At 55.0% G+C, this 17,760-nt stretch carries 13 protein-coding genes, 3 tRNA genes and 3 rRNA genes; 7 read left to right on the top strand and 12 right to left on the bottom strand.

Annotated elements, in window-relative coordinates; all coding sequences use genetic code 11:
* Positions 1 to 26: 26 nt before the first annotated feature.
* From PFAS1_RS14215 to tyrS, 10 genes are all read right to left on the bottom strand, one after another.
* Positions 27 to 102, bottom strand: a tRNA-Thr gene (locus PFAS1_RS14215).
* A 26-nt stretch (positions 103 to 128) separates the two neighbouring features.
* A tRNA-Gly gene (locus tag PFAS1_RS14210) sits at positions 129 to 202 on the bottom strand.
* A 24-nt stretch (positions 203 to 226) separates the two neighbouring features.
* Positions 227 to 311, bottom strand: a tRNA-Tyr gene (locus PFAS1_RS14205).
* A gap of 142 nt (positions 312 to 453) precedes the next feature.
* On the bottom strand, positions 454 to 894 hold the full coding sequence (locus tag PFAS1_RS14200) for a hypothetical protein (RefSeq protein WP_076029556.1): 441 nt from the start codon (positions 892 to 894) through the stop codon (positions 454 to 456).
* Between the two features lie 7 nt (positions 895 to 901).
* Entirely contained in the window at positions 902 to 1,651 is a 750-nt protein-coding gene (locus tag PFAS1_RS14195) for a pantothenate kinase (protein ID WP_076029555.1), read from the bottom strand.
* Positions 1,641 to 2,600, bottom strand: a complete 960-nt coding sequence (birA, locus tag PFAS1_RS14190) for a bifunctional biotin--[acetyl-CoA-carboxylase] ligase/biotin operon repressor BirA (RefSeq protein ID WP_076029554.1) — start codon at positions 2,598 to 2,600, stop codon at positions 1,641 to 1,643. The genes PFAS1_RS14195 and birA overlap by 11 nt, the downstream gene beginning before the upstream one ends.
* Positions 2,601 to 2,734: 134 nt before the next feature.
* Positions 2,735 to 2,850, bottom strand: a 5S ribosomal RNA gene (gene rrf / locus PFAS1_RS14185).
* A 168-nt stretch (positions 2,851 to 3,018) separates the two neighbouring features.
* Positions 3,019 to 5,910: ribosomal RNA gene (locus tag PFAS1_RS14180) — 23S ribosomal RNA — on the bottom strand.
* 314 nt (positions 5,911 to 6,224) lie between these two features.
* Positions 6,225 to 7,763, bottom strand: a 16S ribosomal RNA gene (locus PFAS1_RS14175).
* The 16S, 23S and 5S rRNA genes sit together here, the layout of an rRNA operon.
* A gap of 552 nt (positions 7,764 to 8,315) precedes the next feature.
* Positions 8,316 to 9,515: a tyrosine--tRNA ligase gene (tyrS, locus tag PFAS1_RS14165; protein WP_076029553.1), complete on the bottom strand. Its 1,200-nt coding sequence runs from the start codon at positions 9,513 to 9,515 to the stop codon at positions 8,316 to 8,318.
* A 212-nt stretch (positions 9,516 to 9,727) separates the two neighbouring features.
* Here tyrS and PFAS1_RS14160 point away from each other — a divergent pair, with 212 nt between their 5' ends.
* Both PFAS1_RS14160 and PFAS1_RS14155 read left to right on the top strand, forming a co-directional pair.
* Positions 9,728 to 11,152, top strand: a complete 1,425-nt coding sequence (locus PFAS1_RS14160; RefSeq protein WP_076029552.1) for a peptidoglycan DD-metalloendopeptidase family protein — start codon at positions 9,728 to 9,730, stop codon at positions 11,150 to 11,152.
* Between the two features lie 3 nt (positions 11,153 to 11,155).
* Positions 11,156 to 12,247, top strand: coding sequence for an anhydro-N-acetylmuramic acid kinase (locus PFAS1_RS14155; protein ID WP_076029551.1), 1,092 nt, complete (start codon positions 11,156 to 11,158; stop codon positions 12,245 to 12,247).
* 66 nt (positions 12,248 to 12,313) lie between these two features.
* Here the strand turns inward: PFAS1_RS14155 and erpA are convergent, their stop codons facing one another.
* Positions 12,314 to 12,664, bottom strand: coding sequence for an iron-sulfur cluster insertion protein ErpA (gene erpA, locus PFAS1_RS14150; protein WP_007947969.1), 351 nt, complete (start codon positions 12,662 to 12,664; stop codon positions 12,314 to 12,316).
* Between the two features lie 166 nt (positions 12,665 to 12,830).
* A complete protein-coding gene (argC, locus tag PFAS1_RS14145; RefSeq protein WP_076029550.1) occupies positions 12,831 to 13,865 on the bottom strand; it encodes an N-acetyl-gamma-glutamyl-phosphate reductase in 1,035 nt (344 codons plus the stop codon).
* Between the two features lie 135 nt (positions 13,866 to 14,000).
* Between argC and hemJ the strand changes: the two genes are divergently transcribed.
* The 5 genes from hemJ to PFAS1_RS14120 all read left to right on the top strand — a co-directional run bounded on the left by hemJ (position 14,001) and on the right by PFAS1_RS14120 (position 17,724).
* On the top strand, positions 14,001 to 14,429 hold the full coding sequence (hemJ, locus tag PFAS1_RS14140) for a protoporphyrinogen oxidase HemJ (protein WP_076029549.1): 429 nt from the start codon (positions 14,001 to 14,003) through the stop codon (positions 14,427 to 14,429).
* A gap of 33 nt (positions 14,430 to 14,462) precedes the next feature.
* Complete coding sequence (locus PFAS1_RS14135) at positions 14,463 to 15,431, top strand: NAD(P)H-dependent flavin oxidoreductase (protein WP_076029548.1); 969 nt, start codon at positions 14,463 to 14,465, stop codon at positions 15,429 to 15,431.
* Positions 15,432 to 15,487: 56 nt separating this feature from the next.
* Positions 15,488 to 16,453, top strand: a complete 966-nt coding sequence (locus PFAS1_RS14130; RefSeq protein WP_076029547.1) for a DUF805 domain-containing protein — start codon at positions 15,488 to 15,490, stop codon at positions 16,451 to 16,453.
* A gap of 62 nt (positions 16,454 to 16,515) precedes the next feature.
* Positions 16,516 to 17,304: an SDR family NAD(P)-dependent oxidoreductase gene (locus tag PFAS1_RS14125; protein ID WP_074871358.1), complete on the top strand. Its 789-nt coding sequence runs from the start codon at positions 16,516 to 16,518 to the stop codon at positions 17,302 to 17,304.
* An 81-nt stretch (positions 17,305 to 17,385) separates the two neighbouring features.
* Positions 17,386 to 17,724: a histidine triad nucleotide-binding protein gene (locus tag PFAS1_RS14120; RefSeq protein WP_008147240.1), complete on the top strand. Its 339-nt coding sequence runs from the start codon at positions 17,386 to 17,388 to the stop codon at positions 17,722 to 17,724.
* Positions 17,725 to 17,760: the final 36 nt, after the last annotated feature.

Raw genomic sequence — 17,760 nt, 5'->3', positions numbered from 1 at the left:
GATATTTTCATATCTGCCTTGTTATATGGAGCTCTTGAGCGGATTTGAACCGCTGACCTCACCCTTACCAAGGGTGTGCTCTACCAACTGAGCTACAAGAGCGTAACGCTATGCAGGATCTGCAAACTTGGAGCGGGTAGCGGGAATCGAACCCGCATCATCAGCTTGGAAGGCTGAGGTTCTACCACTAAACTATACCCGCGGAGCTTGCAGCTCTCGCTAAAAATGGTGGAGGGGGAAGGATTCGAACCTTCGAAGTCGTAGACGTCAGATTTACAGTCTGATCCCTTTGGCCGCTCGGGAACCCCTCCTAAGCGAGCCGGCATTCTATATCATGCCAGCCTTCTGTCAAGCATTTTCTCATTAAAAACCTGAGGTTAGCTGCGTTGACGTCACTTTGCGGCGTTAACCAGTAAAGGTCTTCACTGCGAAGCGGGCGCCATTCTATGCAAACTATTCGGTGGGTGCAACCCCCTCACACGGCATTATTTTATGTTTTAACTCATTGAATTCTCTAGAAAGGTTTTTCAGCTGCGAGTCATCCAGCCAACGTCGGCTTTCTGGTGCCACACGCACCCAGTAACCATCAGCCCCGGCAGGAGCCCTCAGCAAGGATTCGAACTTGATGTCCATGCCACTCAATCGTCGCTCAACCGCCTGCGCCGCCTCCTGACGAGCAAAACCGCCCAGATAGAGACAGCCATCGTCTGCCGGAGCAGACTTTCCTTTATCCCGAGCCGCGTCAGTTGTCTCGCTCAACAAGCGAATATCCTGCTGCGACCCACGATACAAACTCAAAGGGGTTACATCCTTCGCACGCAAAGGAGCCTCTTGTTGGTGCCAGACGTAATAGAACACATTCAGAACAAGCAGCAGAAGAAACAACCAACGCATAGAAACCTCACGACAAGGGACACGCCATAGCCAAACCTACAAACACAAGATCAGGAACCACCCGGGCCCGAGGCACGATGCCGGAAACCAGGTCTGCATCTCCCCCAGTGAGAAAAACAGAATAATCGCTCCCCCAATAGCTACGCGCCAACTCTAGCTGCGTCAGGACAAAGCCCCTCAGCATCAACGAGCATCCCCGTTCTACCGCTTCGACAGTTGTCCGACCAGGAACGAGACTTTCCAAAGCACGCTCAGCTGCCAGATCGCCATAACGAATTCTACGTGTGTGGGTACGCAACTGGTTTCGCATCAGAGGCATTCCTGGGCATATAAATCCTCCAAGGTGCTCTCCATCCCTAGAGATGAAGTCCGCAGTTACAGCCGTGCCAAAATCAAGCACAAGGCACGCACCGGAAGCCAACTGGAACCCCCCAAGCATTGCCAGCCAACGGTCGAGCCCTAACCGCTCAAACTCCTCATAACCATTACGAACGCCGGCCATTTCGCGTGATGGCGCAGCACACACCACCGACACACCAAAAGCTTCTGTCAGCCGAGAAATCAGCGCACTGGTTTCTTCGGCTGTCCTCACACTAACCAACCGGCAAAACTTGAGAGCGAGCCCCTCAAGCGCTTTCAATCCCTCCAACAAAGCGAGATCAGAATCAACGACACCCTCGCCAACCACCCGCCGAACATCCGCGTCGAGCACACGCCATTTGATAAAACTGTTTCCGCAGTCGAGCTCAAGAATCATCACGCAACCTCAGACTGAGCTCACCACCACTAAAGACCTTTTCCACACCACCCACCCTCAAGCGCAGAGCACCTTGACCATCAATACCCAGCACTTCGCCATCTATATGGTTAACACCTGCGATCAATGACACGGCCCGCCCTTGCCAGAGATGATTTTGCTCCCACTCTGCCTGGATAGCTGAAAAACCGTCGAGCTGATGACGAGACAGATATGCCTGGAGCATCGCGCCCAACTTCCCGACCAAGTGATTCCGATCAAACACCTTGCCCGACTCTAGCCGCATCGACGTCCACTGCTGATCTACCCCATCGGTAATCTGCATGTTCACATTAATTCCCACACCTAGCACCACGTGGCACACATCGGCAGGATCTCCCACCAGCTCGAGCAATATCCCGGCGACTTTCTTCTGACCAACCAAAACATCGTTGGGCCACTTCAAGCCAGCTCCCGAAATACCGAACTCACGCAAGGCCTGCATGACGGCGAGTCCAACAACCAGACTCAAGCCCTCAAGCTGACGCATTCCACCTTCAATACGCAGCACGAGGCTGTAATAGATGTTTTCCGCGAATGGGCTTGCCCATTTACGTCCGCGCCGCCCACGACCTGCAGTTTGCCGCTCAGCAAGCACCAGAAAGGGCGCCGTCTGGCCCCGCTCGATAGCGCGCAAAGCCTCGGCATTAGTGGAGTCAATTGAATCGAAAACAAGGATGGGCCAATCGCAAGAAGGTGCCTGCTCTTTTATCTCGACAGGATCAAGCAGCGTCAATGGCGCAGCCAGTTGATAGCCGCGCCCCCGCACTTTATGAATGGATAATCCCAGCTCAGCCTCTAGATGCTGAAGCTGCTTCCAAACGGCACTACGACTGATACCCAAGGCGGCACCCAAGGCCTGCCCCGAATGGAATCGACCATCTTTAAGAAGCTTTAACAATGTCAGCATGCAAGTCTCGCCTCACAATGAGGTCCGCATGATAGCCATGCCCCGCGCCATTGCATAGAAACCCTACTGAGCAGTTTTCTGCGGACAAAACAAAACCCCTACCTGCATACGCAGATAGGGGTTTCGGAATTCAATCTTGACGATGACCTACTCTCACATGGGGAAACCCCACACTACCATCGGCGATGCATCGTTTCACTGCTGAGTTCGGGATGGGATCAGGTGGTTCCAATGCTCTATGGTCGTCAAGAAATTCGGTAGCCAGGTCGTTTACCTTACGGTTCACGCTCCAGCGAATGGGTATGCGATAGATTTGTGTGTTTCGTTTCGAATTTTCGACTTGTATCGTCTTCACACACCGCAATCTGGTGCCCCTTTTCATTTATAAAGAAGGGTCAGCAAATTGCTTGGGTGTTATATGGTCAAGCCTCACGGGCAATTAGTATTGGTTAGCTCAACGCCTCACAGCGCTTACACACCCAACCTATCAACGTCGTAGTCTTCGACGGCCCTTCAGGGGACTCAAGGTCCCAGTGAGATCTCATCTTGAGGCTAGTTTCCCGCTTAGATGCTTTCAGCGGTTATCTATTCCGAACATAGCTACCCGGCAATGCCACTGGCGTGACAACCGGAACACCAGAGGTTCGTCCACTCCGGTCCTCTCGTACTAGGAGCAGCCCCTCTCAAATCTCAAACGTCCACGGCAGATAGGGACCGAACTGTCTCACGACGTTCTAAACCCAGCTCGCGTACCACTTTAAATGGCGAACAGCCATACCCTTGGGACCGGCTTCAGCCCCAGGATGTGATGAGCCGACATCGAGGTGCCAAACACCGCCGTCGATATGAACTCTTGGGCGGTATCAGCCTGTTATCCCCGGAGTACCTTTTATCCGTTGAGCGATGGCCCTTCCATACAGAACCACCGGATCACTAAGACCTACTTTCGTACCTGCTCGACGTGTCTGTCTCGCAGTCAAGCGCGCTTTTGCCTTTATACTCTACGACCGATTTCCGACCGGTCTGAGCGCACCTTCGTACTCCTCCGTTACTCTTTAGGAGGAGACCGCCCCAGTCAAACTACCCACCATACACTGTCCTCGATCCGGATAACGGACCTGAGTTAGAACCTCAAAGTTGCCAGGGTGGTATTTCAAGGTTGGCTCCACGCGAACTGGCGTCCACGCTTCAAAGCCTCCCACCTATCCTACACAAGCAAATTCAAAGTCCAGTGCAAAGCTATAGTAAAGGTTCACGGGGTCTTTCCGTCTAGCCGCGGATACACTGCATCTTCACAGCGATTTCAATTTCACTGAGTCTCGGGTGGAGACAGCGCCGCCATCGTTACGCCATTCGTGCAGGTCGGAACTTACCCGACAAGGAATTTCGCTACCTTAGGACCGTTATAGTTACGGCCGCCGTTTACCGGGGCTTCGATCAAGAGCTTCGCGTTAGCTAACCCCATCAATTAACCTTCCGGCACCGGGCAGGCGTCACACCCTATACGTCCACTTTCGTGTTTGCAGAGTGCTGTGTTTTTAATAAACAGTCGCAGCGGCCTGGTATCTTCGACCGGCATGGGCTTACGCAGTAAATGCTTCACCCTCACCGGCGCACCTTCTCCCGAAGTTACGGTGCCATTTTGCCTAGTTCCTTCACCCGAGTTCTCTCAAGCGCCTTGGTATTCTCTACCCAACCACCTGTGTCGGTTTGGGGTACGGTTCCTGGTTACCTGAAGCTTAGAAGCTTTTCTTGGAAGCATGGCATCAACCACTTCGTCACCCAAAGGGTAACTCGTCATCAGCTCTCGGCCTTGAAATCCCGGATTTACCTAAGATTCCAGCCTACCACCTTAAACTTGGACAACCAACGCCAAGCTGGCCTAGCCTTCTCCGTCCCTCCATCGCAATAACCAGAAGTACAGGAATATTAACCTGTTTTCCATCGACTACGCTTTTCAGCCTCGCCTTAGGGACCGACTAACCCTGCGTCGATTAACGTTGCGCAGGAAACCTTGGTCTTTCGGCGTGGGTGTTTTTCACACCCATTGTCGTTACTCATGTCAGCATTCGCACTTCTGATACCTCCAGCAAGCTTCTCAACTCACCTTCACAGGCTTACAGAACGCTCCTCTACCGCATCACCTAAGTGATACCCGTAGCTTCGGTGTATGGTTTGAGCCCCGTTACATCTTCCGCGCAGGCCGACTCGACTAGTGAGCTATTACGCTTTCTTTAAAGGGTGGCTGCTTCTAAGCCAACCTCCTAGCTGTCTAAGCCTTCCCACATCGTTTCCCACTTAACCATAACTTTGGGACCTTAGCTGACGGTCTGGGTTGTTTCCCTTTTCACGACGGACGTTAGCACCCGCCGTGTGTCTCCCATGCTCGGCACTTGTAGGTATTCGGAGTTTGCATCGGTTTGGTAAGTCGGGATGACCCCCTAGCCGAAACAGTGCTCTACCCCCTACAGTGATACATGAGGCGCTACCTAAATAGCTTTCGAGGAGAACCAGCTATCTCCGAGCTTGATTAGCCTTTCACTCCGATCCACAGGTCATCCGCTAACTTTTCAACGGTAGTCGGTTCGGTCCTCCAGTTAGTGTTACCCAACCTTCAACCTGCCCATGGATAGATCGCCCGGTTTCGGGTCTATTCCCAGCGACTAGACGCCCTATTAAGACTCGCTTTCGCTACGCCTCCCCTATTCGGTTAAGCTCGCCACTGAAAATAAGTCGCTGACCCATTATACAAAAGGTACGCAGTCACCCAACAAAGTGGGCTCCCACTGCTTGTACGCATACGGTTTCAGGATCTATTTCACTCCCCTCTCCGGGGTTCTTTTCGCCTTTCCCTCACGGTACTAGTTCACTATCGGTCAGTCAGTAGTATTTAGCCTTGGAGGATGGTCCCCCCATATTCAGACAAAGTTTCTCGTGCTCCGTCCTACTCGATTTCATGACTAAGAGATTTTCGCGTACAGGGCTATCACCCACTATGGCCGTACTTTCCAGAACGTTCCGCTAATCTCAAAGCCACTTAAGGGCTAGTCCCCGTTCGCTCGCCACTACTAAGGGAATCTCGGTTGATTTCTTTTCCTCAGGGTACTTAGATGTTTCAGTTCCCCTGGTTCGCCTCTTAAGCCTATGTATTCAGCTTAAGATAACCATCTTATGATGGCTGGGTTCCCCCATTCAGATATCTCCGGATCAAAGTCTGTTTGCCGACTCCCCGAAGCTTTTCGCAGGCTACCACGTCTTTCATCGCCTCTGACTGCCAAGGCATCCACCGTATGCGCTTCTTCACTTGACCATATAACCCCAAGCAATCTGGTTATACTGTGAAGACGACATTCGCCGAAAATTCGATTCTTGCTCCAAAGAGCAACTCACAAATTTTACCTTAGCCTGATCCGTTACCAGTGAAAGTAACGTCCAGTCTATCTTTCTATCACATACCCAAATTTTTAAAGAACGATCTAATCAAAGACTAGAAATCAATATTCACACCGGAATATTCATTTCTAAACTCTAACGACAACGGCCACCGTGCTGGCTGGCTTCTCGTCTTCTTCAATGAATCAAGCAATTCGTGTGGGAACTTATGGAGCAGCTGATGCCGTCGATTAAGGAGGTGATCCAGCCGCAGGTTCCCCTACGGCTACCTTGTTACGACTTCACCCCAGTCATGAATCACACCGTGGTAACCGTCCTCCCGAAGGTTAGACTAGCTACTTCTGGTGCAACCCACTCCCATGGTGTGACGGGCGGTGTGTACAAGGCCCGGGAACGTATTCACCGCGACATTCTGATTCGCGATTACTAGCGATTCCGACTTCACGCAGTCGAGTTGCAGACTGCGATCCGGACTACGATCGGTTTTCTGGGATTAGCTCCACCTCGCGGCTTGGCAACCCTCTGTACCGACCATTGTAGCACGTGTGTAGCCCAGGCCGTAAGGGCCATGATGACTTGACGTCATCCCCACCTTCCTCCGGTTTGTCACCGGCAGTCTCCTTAGAGTGCCCACCTTAACGTGCTGGTAACTAAGGACAAGGGTTGCGCTCGTTACGGGACTTAACCCAACATCTCACGACACGAGCTGACGACAGCCATGCAGCACCTGTCTCAATGTTCCCGAAGGCACCAATCCATCTCTGGAAAGTTCATTGGATGTCAAGGCCTGGTAAGGTTCTTCGCGTTGCTTCGAATTAAACCACATGCTCCACCGCTTGTGCGGGCCCCCGTCAATTCATTTGAGTTTTAACCTTGCGGCCGTACTCCCCAGGCGGTCAACTTAATGCGTTAGCTGCGCCACTAAGAGCTCAAGGCTCCCAACGGCTAGTTGACATCGTTTACGGCGTGGACTACCAGGGTATCTAATCCTGTTTGCTCCCCACGCTTTCGCACCTCAGTGTCAGTATCAGTCCAGGTGGTCGCCTTCGCCACTGGTGTTCCTTCCTATATCTACGCATTTCACCGCTACACAGGAAATTCCACCACCCTCTACCATACTCTAGCTCGACAGTTTTGAATGCAGTTCCCAGGTTGAGCCCGGGGATTTCACATCCAACTTAACGAACCACCTACGCGCGCTTTACGCCCAGTAATTCCGATTAACGCTTGCACCCTCTGTATTACCGCGGCTGCTGGCACAGAGTTAGCCGGTGCTTATTCTGTCGGTAACGTCAAAACACTTACGTATTAGGTAAATGCCCTTCCTCCCAACTTAAAGTGCTTTACAATCCGAAGACCTTCTTCACACACGCGGCATGGCTGGATCAGGCTTTCGCCCATTGTCCAATATTCCCCACTGCTGCCTCCCGTAGGAGTCTGGACCGTGTCTCAGTTCCAGTGTGACTGATCATCCTCTCAGACCAGTTACGGATCGTCGCCTTGGTGAGCCATTACCTCACCAACTAGCTAATCCGACCTAGGCTCATCTGATAGCGCAAGGCCCGAAGGTCCCCTGCTTTCTCCCGTAGGACGTATGCGGTATTAGCGTCCGTTTCCGAGCGTTATCCCCCACTACCAGGCAGATTCCTAGGCATTACTCACCCGTCCGCCGCTCGCCACCAGGTACAAGTACCCGTGCTGCCGCTCGACTTGCATGTGTTAGGCCTGCCGCCAGCGTTCAATCTGAGCCATGATCAAACTCTTCAGTTCAAACATCTTTGGGTTTTTAAGAAACCCTAAACTTGGCTCAGCAATCGTTGGTTACATCTTTGATTTCTCGCGGAGTAACTTGTGATGCTGATAATCTTGTTGACTATCAGTCTGACTCCACAAGCACCCACACGAATTGCTTGATTCAGTTGTTAAAGAGCGGTTGGTTAAGATCTTTCGTCTCAGCCGAGGCGCGCATTCTACAGCAGCCTCTGTTGCTGTCAAGCGGTTATTTTTCGAAGTTTTCAAAGTTTCCTTTGCAACTTCAACCACTTGCGCTTGCGATCTCTCGTTAGCGGGAGGCGAATTCTACAGCGTTACTCGCTGCTGTCAACACCTCTTTTACACCGCTTTCGACCGAGAAGATCGAATCGTCAAAAGAGCCAAACCACCTCGCTCTTTCAACTCCTTCTGGGCTTCGATGAACTGAAGCAACTCGCTGCCGAAAACTGCATAACTCATTGTTTACCAAGGAGTTTTCCGTTTCGACTGCGCCGGAAGTGGGGCGAATTATAGACTTCCAGAATCTGCCGTCAACACCTAATTCAAGCTTCACTCGGATTTGAGCGTAATACGTGCAAATGCCTTCTTCCCGGCCTGGCAAACGTGGGTCGCGCCCAGTACGTATATAAAAGTGCGATCGACAACCTCACCATCTATACGCACACCACCAGAACCTAGAAGGTCCCGCGCGACAGCCGAGTTCTTGACCAGGCCTGCCTTATTAAGGACAGCGGCAATCGGCATGTCTTCAGTAGCAGTCAATTCGATCTCCGGCAGATCGTCCGGCAGCTCGCCATCCTTCATACGGTTACCCGCCCCGCGGTGAGCATTGGCCGCAGCCTCTTCACCATGGAAACGTGCGACGATCTCTTCGGCTAGCTTGATCTTGATATCACGCGGATTGGCTCCCGCCTCGACATCGGCACGGAATGCATTGATCTCTTCCATGGAGCGAAAGCTGAGCAATTCGAAGTAGCGCCACATCAGCACATCCGGAATGGAAACCAGCTTGCCGTACATCACACCCGGCGCCTCCTGGATCCCCACGTAGTTGCCCAGGGACTTGGACATCTTCTTCACGCCATCCAGACCTTCGAGCAGCGGCATCGTCAGAATGCATTGAGCCTCTTGACCATATCCACGCTGCAGTTCACGCCCCATCAACAGGTTGAACTTCTGATCAGTACCACCCAGCTCGACATCAGCACGCAAAGCAACCGAGTCATAACCCTGAACCAGCGGATAGAGGAACTCGTGAATGGCAATTGGCTGATTGGTTGTGTATCGCTTGTCGAAATCGTCGCGCTCAAGCATGCGAGCCACGGTGTATTGCGAAGTCAGACGAATGAAGTCGGCTGGGCCCATCTGATCCATCCAGGTGGAGTTGAACGCCACTTCGGTCTTGGCTGGGTCAAGAATCTTGAAGACTTGAGTCTTGTAAGTCTCGGCATTCTCGAGAACCTGCTCACGGGTGAGCGGAGGACGTGTCGCGCTCTTGCCGCTTGGATCACCGATCATCCCGGTGAAGTCACCTATAAGGAAGATCACCTGATGCCCCAACTCCTGGAACTGGCGCAGCTTATTAATAAGCACAGTATGACCAAGGTGCAAATCCGGCGCGGTCGGATCGAAGCCTGCCTTAATACGTAGCGGCTGGCCACGCTTGAGCTTTTCGATCAGCTCGGACTCGACCAACAGTTCTTCTGCACCACGTTTAATCAGCGCTAGCTGCTCTTCAACCGACTTCATAACAGACCCGCAAGACTCGAATTCAAAGGGAACCAACCATACAAGATCGCGCGTCAAATACAAGTTTTGCCCGGCGCACGGACGCCAATCCGCGAACACAGCGTTCGCGGACTTGCTTCAGAGATGATTTGGTTATATTTTATACAGTTATTTCATCTTCATCATGTCATTCATCTTTTTCAATTCATCTTTTTCAAAGTCAAAAATTACCTATGACCAAAGAATCGTCTAAAGCGCCGCCGCTTTACCCGAAGACCCACCTGCTCGCAGCAAGTGGCATCGCCGCCCTTCTGAGCCTGGCGCTTCTGGTATTTCCTTCCAGTGATGTTGAAGCCAAAAAGACGACCCTGAGTCTTGAACTGGAAAGCCCCGCAGAACAACTGACACAAGATCAAGACGCTGCCGAGGCCGTCCAGGCCACAAATGAGCCAGCAGCTTCCCCTTTCGCGCAGATCGAAAACAGCGTCGAAGAACCACAGGAAACCGCTCAGGCCGCGCCCGTGCCGGCGCCTGTGATCGAAGAAAAAAAGTCTCCAAACCACAGGGAAGTGATCGTCTCTAAAGGCGACACCCTCTCCACACTGTTTGAAAAAGTCGGCCTTCCAACAGCTTTGGTGCATGAAGTACTGGCCAGCGACAAACAAGCCAAGCAGTTCAGCCGACTCAAACATGGCCAGAAACTCGAATTCGAACTGGGCCCCGATGGCCAGTTGACCAATCTGCACAGCAAGGTCAGCGACGTTGAAAGCATAACCCTCACCAAGAATGACAAGGGTTATGCATTCAACCGCATTACAGCCAAACCGACCGTGCGCTCTGCCTACGTTCATGGCGTAATCAACAGTTCGCTGTCGCAGTCCGCTGCGCGCGCCGGTTTGTCCCACAGCCTGACCATGGACATGGCCAGTGTGTTTGGTTATGACGTCGACTTCGCCCAGGACATTCGCCAAGGCGACCAGTTCGATGTCATCTACGAACAGAAAGTCATCAACGACAAGGTTGTCGGCAATGGCCCGATCCTTTCTGCACGTTTCACTAACCGCGGCAAGACCTACACCGCCGTGCGATACACCAATAAACAAGGCAACAGCAGCTACTACACTGCTGACGGCAACAGCATGCGCAAGGCGTTCATCCGTACCCCGGTGGATTTCGCCCGCATCAGCTCGAAGTTCTCCATGGGACGCAAACACCCGATCCTGAACAAGATCCGCGCCCACAAAGGTGTCGATTACGCGGCACCACGCGGTACGCCGATCAAGGCTGCCGGTGACGGAAAAGTATTGTTGGCGGGTCGTCGCGGCGGTTACGGCAACACCGTGATCATCCAGCACGGCAATACCTACCGCACGTTATATGGTCATATGCAGGGCTTCGCCAAAGGCGTCAAGACTGGCGGCAGCGTCAAGCAAGGCCAGGTGATTGGCTACATCGGCACCACTGGCCTCTCCACCGGCCCGCACTTGCACTACGAGTTCCAGGTCAATGGCGTGCACGTTGACCCACTAGGTCAGAAAGTTGCCATGGCTGATCCGATCTCCAAAGCTGAACGCGCACGTTTCCTCGCGCAGAGCCAACCGCTGATGGCGCGCATGGATCAAGAGAAATCCACGCAACTGGCTTCGAGAAAGCGCTAAACCATGACGTTTTATATAGGTGTGATGTCAGGGACCAGCCTCGACGGCCTGGACATAGCGCTGGTCGAGCTGGCCCCAGCGATCAAACTGATCGCCACGCACTACATTCCCATGCCTGACTCCCTGCGCACAGAGCTGCTTGGTTTGTGCGCCAGCGGCCCGGACGAGATTGCCCGCTCCGCCATCGCCCAGCAGAACTGGGTGAAACTGGCGGCACGGGGTATTCACACCCTCCTCGACCAACAAAAACTGAAACCCGAAGATATTCGCGCGATTGGCAGCCACGGCCAGACCATTCGCCACGAGCCGGCGCGCGGCTTTACTGTGCAGATTGGCAACCCTGCCCTTTTGACCGAGTTGACCGGTATCACCGTGGTCAGCGACTTTCGAAGCCGCGATGTGGCGGCTGGCGGACAAGGCGCCCCACTGGTTCCAGCCTTTCACGAAGCGTTGTTTGAAGAACGCGCAGGCAATCGCGCGGTATTGAACGTTGGCGGATTCAGCAACCTCAGCCTGATCGAGCCCGGCAAACCGGTTGCCGGTTTCGACTGCGGCCCGGGCAATGTTCTGCTGGATGCCTGGATTCACCAGCAACGCGGCGACAACTTTGATCGTGACGGCCAGTGGGCCGCCAGCGGCAAGGTCCAACCGGTTCTGCTGAACGAACTGCTGAGTGATCCATTTTTCGTGACCAAAGGCCCAAAGAGCACCGGCCGCGAAGTATTCAACCTTGCATGGCTGACACAGCATTTATCGAAACTGGCGACCTTTACCGCAGAAGACGTGCAGGCAACCCTGCTCGAACTGACCGCCCTGACTATTGTCGAGTCACTGCAAAGCGCTCAATCAGATACCCGGGAACTGTTGGTCTGCGGCGGCGGCGCCCATAACGCTACGCTGATGAACCGCTTGGCCAGCTTGCTGCCAAACACCAACGTCAGCAGCACCGCGGCTTTCGGTGTAGACCCGGACTGGGTCGAAGCCATGGCCTTCGCCTGGCTGGCCCATTGCTGCCTTGAAGGCATCGCAGCCAATCGCCCGAGCGTTACCGGTGCAAGTGGCCTGCGCGTACTCGGCGCCATCTACCCCGCTTGATCTGCACACAGCAAAACGCCGCGAAGCCCTGAGGCCACGCGGCGCTTGGTGATGCGATGATTGCGATCAGATCGAGAACGAAGATCCGCAGCCACACGTAGTGCTGGCGTTCGGATTCTTGATCACGAAGCGCGAACCTTCCAGACCTTCCTGATAATCCACCTCAGCACCTGCCAGGTACTGGAAGCTCATCGGATCGACCACCAGGCTGACACCTTCGCGCTCGACGATGGTGTCGTCATCGGCCACTTCTTCATCGAAGGTGAAGCCGTATTGAAACCCTGAACAACCGCCGCCCGTAACGAATACGCGCAGCTTCAAACGATCATTCCCCTCTTCATCGACCAGGCTCTTCACCTTGTGCGCGGCACCGTGGGTAAATTGCAAAGCCGTGGGGGTGAAGGATTCGACGCTCATGCTAACTATCTCCCGGCGTTACGCCGCCATAATGCGTGATGACGCGCATTATCCGCTTCTCCTAGAAAATCGGTCAACTATTGTTACGGTATATCAATCAACCCAATCGTAAGCCCCGAATGCAAAAAGGCCCGTCAGACGGGCCTTTTTTCTGAGCAGGAAAACCTTACGGCAGCATGCCTGCATGAGACAGACCCAAGCGCTCATCCAGACCAAACAGGATGTTCAGGTTCTGCACCGCCTGACCCGACGCGCCTTTGACCAGATTGTCGATCACCGACAACACCACCACCAGATCACCATCCTGCGGACGATGCACGGCGATACGGCAAACGTTGGCACCACGCACGCTGCGGGTTTCCGGATGGCTGCCGGCCGGCATGACATCGACGAACGGTTCGTTGGCATAGCGCTTTTCAAACAGCGCTTGCAGATCTACGGAGCGGTCCACGACTGTCGCGTAGAGCGTCGAGTGGATACCTCGAATCATTGGCGTCAGGTGCGGAACGAACGTCAGACCGACGTCCTTGCCCGCAGCACGACGCAGACCCTGGCGGATTTCCGGCAGATGACGGTGACCTTTGACCGCGTAAGCCTTCATGCTTTCCGACGTCTCGGCGTACAGCGAACCTACAGACGCGCCACGACCGGCACCACTGACGCCGGACTTGCAGTCGGCAATCAAGCGAGTGGTGTCAGCCAGACCTGCTTCAAGCAATGGCAGGAAACCCAATTGCGTAGCAGTCGGATAGCAACCCGGCACGGCGATCAGACGAGCCTGCTTGATCTGCTCGCGATTGACTTCCGGCAAGCCGTAAACCGCCTCTTCCAGCAGCTCCGGCGCGCCGTGCGGCTGACCGTACCACTTGGCCCACTCATCAGCGTCTTGCAGACGGAAGTCCGCCGACAGATCGATGACTTTGGTCCCAGCCGCCAACAGTTCGCCAGCCAGCGCATGGGCAACACCGTGAGGCGTGGCGAAGAACACCACGTCGCAAGCGCCCAGTGTCTTGATGTCCGGAACACTGAACGCCAGACCGTCGTAATGACCGCGCAGGTTCGGATACATATCAGCCACGGCCAGACCGGCCTCGGATCGGGAAGTGATGACTGCCACTTCAGCTTGCGGATGTTGCGCCAACAGACGCAGCAGTTCGACACCGGTGTAACCCGTGCCGCCGACGATACCGACCTTGACCATAAACCTGCCCTCAACGAACCCACTGGAAAGCCGTCGATAATAGGGCCCGTATCGTCCTGCGACAACCGGCAAGGTGACGTGCGGGCGCTCTACCCTCTACTATCTTCGCTACCGTGAACCTGGGAATAACTAAAAATGCTTTATCTGTGGCTTAAAGCGCTTCACATCGTCAGCATGGTCTGCTGGTTTGCCGCCCTGTTCTACCTGCCCCGCCTGTTCGTTTATCACGCCCAAAGTGAAGACACCGTCAGCAAGGAACGCTTCAGCATCATGGAGCGCAAGCTGTACCGCGGCATCATGGGGCCGGCGATGATCGCCACCCTGGTTTTCGGCATCGCTCTGATCGCCTTGAACCCCAGCATATTCAGTCAAGGTGCCTGGATTCACGCGAAGTTGACCCTGGTGGTGATCCTCATCGGCTACCACCACATGTGCGGCGCCCAGGTGAAACGTTTTGCCCGTGGCGAGAACACCCGCAGTCATGTCTTTTATCGCTGGTTCAATGAAGTGCCGGTTCTGATATTGCTGGCCATTGTAATTCTGGTCGTCGTCCGGCCGTTCTAACTCCAATAAGCACAACTCATCGGGGTACTTCCAATGTCGCTGCCCGCTCTGCTCGAACAACGCTTGCGTCTGCCGGTGGTGGCCGCGCCAATGTTCCTGATTTCCAACCCGCAGCTGGTGCTCGCCTGCTGCCGTAATGGCGTGGTGGGCAGCTTTCCTGCGCTGAATCAGCGCGAGAGCAGCGGTTTCAGGGCCTGGCTGGAAGAGATCGAAGCAGGGTTGGCGACAATAGAGAATCCGGCGCCTTATGCGGTGAACCTGATCGTCCACCACAGCAACCCGCGGCTGCAAGCGGACTTGGAGATCTGCATCGAGCACAAAGTGCCGATTGTGATCACCAGTCTCGGCGCCGTGAAAGAACTGGTCGATGCAGTGCACAGCTACGGCGGCCTGGTGTTCCATGACGTGACGACTCGTCGCCACGCAGAGAAAGCCGCCGCGGCCGGTGTCGACGGTTTGATCGCCGTGGCAGCGGGCGCCGGCGGACATGCCGGGACCTGGAGCCCGTTCTCGCTGATTGCCGAGATCCGCCAATTCTTCGACAAGACCCTGCTGCTGGCCGGCTGCCTGAACCACGGCCACGAGATTCTCGCGGCACAACTACTCGGTGCGGATCTGGCCTACTTCGGCACACGATTTATCGGCACCACCGAAAGTCATGCGCCTGACGCCTATAAAGAGATGCTGCTGACTGCCAGAGCCGCGGACATCGTCCATACTCCAGCGGTATCGGGAGTACCGGCGAGCTTTATGCGTCAGAGTCTTGAGGCTGCAGGTTTCGACATGGCCGCGTTGCAAGGCAAGGGTGAGGTGGACTTCGGCTCCAAACTCAAGCCCATGAGCGATGAAGCCAAAGCCTGGAAAACCGTCTGGTCCGCAGGACAGGGTGTCGGCGAGATCGATGACCTGCCAAGCGTCGATCAATTGGTCGCCCGCCTTGATGCCGAGTACCGCAAAGCGCTAGAGCTGGCGGCAGAGTTGCCCAAGCGCTGGCCACGCTGACGGGAAAACCAGGCCAGTCCATTCCGGCTGGCTTCACACTGCAAGGATGCCTCGTAATGAGCGAAAACCGTTTCAAGATCGTGTTCGACGGCGCTCTGCTGCCAGGTGTTGACGTCACCACCGCCAAGCTTAATCTCGCCGAGCTGTTCAAAACCGATGTGGCTGCCATCGAGCGGCTGTTCAGTGGCAAGCCGGTTGCGCTCAAACGCGACCTGTCGCAGGTCGATGCGCAGACCTATCTCCAGGCGCTGAACAAAACCGGTGTCGATGCCCGGATCGAATCCGAACCCTCGATCGAGCTGAACCTGGCTGACGTTCACGAACACGCCCCTGCCGTCGCGGCAGACCCCGAATCCCCTTACGCACCACCCCAGGCTACCGTTGGCGAAGCCTTGCCAGCGTTTTCCACACTCAAACCGTTCAGCTTCGAGGGTCGGATCGGCCGCTTGCGTTATCTGGCCTGGACGATGTCGCTGACCCTGGTGACTCTTGGCGTTGGCGCTGTGCTTGCTGTTTTCGGCTTGGCCCTTATCACTACGGACACTACCGCCGGCCTGATTCTCGGTGGCTTGCTGGTCTTCATTCTCTTCGTGGCGCTGGCGTTCGTCAGTATTCAGTTCAGTGTCCAGCGTCTGCACGATATCGGCTGGTCTGGCTGGCTCTGGCTACTGACGCTCGTACCGTTCGTGGGCAGCATCTTCCCGTTCGTAATGATGATTGTGCCGGGCAATAACACCGCCAATCGATACGGTGCGCCACCACCGCCCAACAGCACCGCGGTTAAAGTTCTGTCTTCATTGTGGCTGGTGTTTATCGCGATCCTGTTCATCGGCGGACTGAGCGGTGGCCTTACTACCATTCAGAGTGAGTATGAAAGTGCTACCCAGAGCAGCTATGAAAGTGACTCCGTGACCACCGAAGAGATCGAAGATCAAACCGCTGTGGAAGCAGAGTCCGCGCCAAATTCAGCCGACGATGCAGCCGAAGCAGCCCAGCCCCCTGTAGACTCTGCGAAAGAATGAACAGCGCTCCCCGCCCTTGACACCTGCGTCGTCGGCGCGGAGCTGTTGCGATGGAGAAATGCATGACCCGTTACGCACTGATCACTGGCGCTTCCAGCGGCATCGGCCTGGCGATGGCCGAAGCGCTGGCCCGGCGCGGCCGCAGTCTGATTCTGGTGGCCCGTCAGCGTGATCAGCTGGAAAGTATTGCAATTGAACTGACCCAACGTTTTGGCGTGGAAGTGCTGTTCCGAGCTTGTGACCTCGGCGAGCCGCTACGGCTGTCGGGTTTTCTGCTGGAGCTGGAGGAAGGTGACCGACAGATCGATTTGCTGGTCAACTGCGCCGGCATCGGCACCTGCGGGCCTTTCCTGGCTCAGGACTGGATGACCGAGCAGGACCTGATCGAAGTGAACATCCTTGCGCTCACTCGCCTGTGTCACGCGATCGGCAACAGTATGGCGCTGCAGGGCGGCGGGCAGATTTTGAATGTCGCCTCGGTTGCGGCGTTCCATCCCGGCCCGTGGATGAGTACTTATTACGCCAGCAAGGCTTATGTGCTGCATTTTTCCGAAGGGTTGCGCGTCGAACTGAAAAAATGCGCGGTCAAGGTCTCGGTGCTCTGCCCCGGCCCTACCCGCACGGCGTTTTTCCGCACCGCGCAATTGGACGCTAGCAAACTGGCCGACAGCAAAATGCTGATGAGCCCCGAGGAAGTCGCGCTCTACACCGTCCGCGCGCTGGAGAAAAATCGCGCCATTATTATTCCGGGTCGACGCAACCGCTGGCGCGCCTTCCTGCCGCGACTCGGCTCGCGCTGGCTGACCCGGACAATTGCCGGCATGGTCAACAAGGTTTACTGCCCGCGCTGATCGCCCCTCAAGGTAAAAGGCTGGGCTCGGGCATAACCCATGGTTACACTCAGGCCAGCCCAAACAACGGAGAAAAAAGCTGTGGATACTCTGTTCACCAAGATCATCAACCGGGAAATCCCGGCGAAGATCATTTACGAGGACGACCAGGTACTGGCCTTCCACGACATCGCCCCACAGGCACCCGTGCATTTTCTGGTGATTCCGAAAAAAGCGGTGCGCACACTTAACGACCTGACCGAGGACGACAAGGCATTGGCCGGGCATATTCTGTTCACCGCCCAGCGTCTGGCCCTGGAACTGGGTTGCGAAGAAGGCTTTCGCGTGGTCATGAACTGCAATCCATTGGGTGGGCAGACCGTCTATCACATACATATGCATGTATTGGGTCAGCGCCAGATGCATTGGCCGCCGGGCTGATCGCAGCAAGTTCCTGTGGGGGTGGGCAATCCCGCC

The sequence above is a fragment of the Pseudomonas frederiksbergensis genome (assembly GCF_001952935.1).
Lineage (GTDB): Bacteria > Pseudomonadota > Gammaproteobacteria > Pseudomonadales > Pseudomonadaceae > Aquipseudomonas > Aquipseudomonas frederiksbergensis.
The sequence above is the reverse complement of the archived record's forward strand: the minus strand, read 5'-3'. Positions and strand labels throughout refer to the sequence as shown.

Coding starts and splice junctions, on each gene's coding strand:
- PFAS1_RS14160 (WP_076029552.1), top strand. CDS start 9,728: ATGACCAAAGAATCGTCTAAAGCGCCGCCGCTTTACCCGAAGACCCAC.
- birA (WP_076029554.1), bottom strand. CDS start 2,600: ATGCTGACATTGTTAAAGCTTCTTAAAGATGGTCGATTCCATTCGGGG.
- erpA (WP_007947969.1), bottom strand. CDS start 12,664: ATGAGCGTCGAATCCTTCACCCCCACGGCTTTGCAATTTACCCACGGT.
- PFAS1_RS14195 (WP_076029555.1), bottom strand. CDS start 1,651: ATGATTCTTGAGCTCGACTGCGGAAACAGTTTTATCAAATGGCGTGTG.
- PFAS1_RS14155 (WP_076029551.1), top strand. CDS start 11,156: ATGACGTTTTATATAGGTGTGATGTCAGGGACCAGCCTCGACGGCCTG.
- PFAS1_RS14130 (WP_076029547.1), top strand. CDS start 15,488: ATGAGCGAAAACCGTTTCAAGATCGTGTTCGACGGCGCTCTGCTGCCA.
- PFAS1_RS14125 (WP_074871358.1), top strand. CDS start 16,516: ATGACCCGTTACGCACTGATCACTGGCGCTTCCAGCGGCATCGGCCTG.
- PFAS1_RS14135 (WP_076029548.1), top strand. CDS start 14,463: ATGTCGCTGCCCGCTCTGCTCGAACAACGCTTGCGTCTGCCGGTGGTG.
- hemJ (WP_076029549.1), top strand. CDS start 14,001: ATGCTTTATCTGTGGCTTAAAGCGCTTCACATCGTCAGCATGGTCTGC.
- PFAS1_RS14200 (WP_076029556.1), bottom strand. CDS start 894: ATGCGTTGGTTGTTTCTTCTGCTGCTTGTTCTGAATGTGTTCTATTAC.
- argC (WP_076029550.1), bottom strand. CDS start 13,865: ATGGTCAAGGTCGGTATCGTCGGCGGCACGGGTTACACCGGTGTCGAA.
- tyrS (WP_076029553.1), bottom strand. CDS start 9,515: ATGAAGTCGGTTGAAGAGCAGCTAGCGCTGATTAAACGTGGTGCAGAA.